1 protein-coding gene is annotated in these 1284 nt (G+C 52.9%); it reads right to left on the minus strand.

The annotated features are described in order from the left end of the window. Window positions 1–160: 160 nt before the first annotated feature. Window positions 161–1198, minus strand: coding sequence for an IS5 family transposase (locus ACREXZ_RS30835; protein WP_431767914.1), 1038 nt, complete (start codon window positions 1196–1198; stop codon window positions 161–163). Between the last annotated feature and the right edge of the window lie 86 nt (window positions 1199–1284).

A 1284-nucleotide genomic window follows, 5' to 3' on the forward strand; every position in this document is an offset into this window, starting at 1 on the left:
CGCGAAGACTTCATAAGGGTACTTCTAACAATGGATATTTTTAGCGTGACATGAGCCAAAAGCAGAGGTTTCATGGAACATGCAGCACGCCCTGCTCTTGAAGCGGATGTTTTTCTATCGGTTTGGGCTCCTGCCTGCTGCTAAAACCGTCGTTTTTTCATCAAGCGGGCGCAGCTTGCCCCCTGGTTTTCAAAAAGGTGAAGCGAGAGATATTGTAGGCCAGGTTTTCAAGGCCGATTTTGGCGCGCGCACGGGCAATGCCGATGGTGCGAACGAAACAACCGTTCATCGAGGTTTCGATGTGGCCGAATACATGCTCGACACGGACGCGCACACGGGACTTTTCCGTGTTGGCGGCTTTCTGTTCTTCGGCAAGAGGTTTGTTTCGATACGCCCGTTCGTGAATATGGGACGTATACTCTTTGTCCTTCAATCTTTGTTCCTGCTCTTCGGAGCGATAGGCGCTATCGGCCCACAGGTCATTGCTGTCATTGTTTGGATCAAGAACATTCTCCAGTTCCTGACTATCGTGAACGCTGGCTCCGGTCACCGTGTAGCGGCGAATGATTTTGTGGGTGCGATCCACGTTGGCGTGGTTCTTGTAGCCGTAGAAAGCGACGCCGTTTTTCTTTGTCCATTCGGCGTCAACGTCTTTGTGCGCGGCTTTCTTCTCGCTCCAGTCTCCGGGGGCTTCCCCGGTTTCCTTGATGCGCTTGTTGTCGTCGCGGTTGTTGCGTTGACGTGGAACCTCGACGAACGTGGCATCAATCATCTGCCCGCCGCTGGCCTTGAACCCATGCGCGTTCAGCATGCCATCGAACTGGTTAAACAGTTTCTCGACCGCACCCGCCTTGCGTAACGTCTCGCGGAACAGCCACAGCGTCCGCGCATCTGGCACGGCGTCCTGAATCTCCAGTCCCAGAAAATGCATGAAGCTTTGGCGGTCAAGTATCTGATACTCTGTTTCTTCGTCTGACAGATTGTAAAGGGCTTGCAAAACCAACATCCTGAACATCAGAACGGCATCAAACGGAGGGCGTCCGCCGTGGCTGATGTCCTTGCGCTGCAACGCCGTGTCCAGCACTGGTCGAAACGCTTCCCACGCCACAAATCGATTCACGCGATCCAGAAAATCTTTCGTCGCCAACAGCTTCTGCTGGCGTTTCTCGCGGTCAAACAATCCAGCTTGTCGGCTCATCGGGGCGTCCTCTCAGGGGGGCTTCCACAAGAGAATCAGAAAATTTCAAAAATTCAAAGAGTTTTTAGAAGTGCCCATAATCATTG

Source organism: Paraburkholderia sp., assembly GCF_050742655.1.
Taxonomy (GTDB): Bacteria; Pseudomonadota; Gammaproteobacteria; order Burkholderiales; family Burkholderiaceae; genus Paraburkholderia.

Bases quoted from the DNA above. Each gene is read 5' to 3' on its own strand.
- ACREXZ_RS30835 (WP_431767914.1), bottom strand. From the start codon at position 1,198: ATGAGCCGACAAGCTGGATTGTTTGACCGCGAGAAACGCCAGCAGAAG.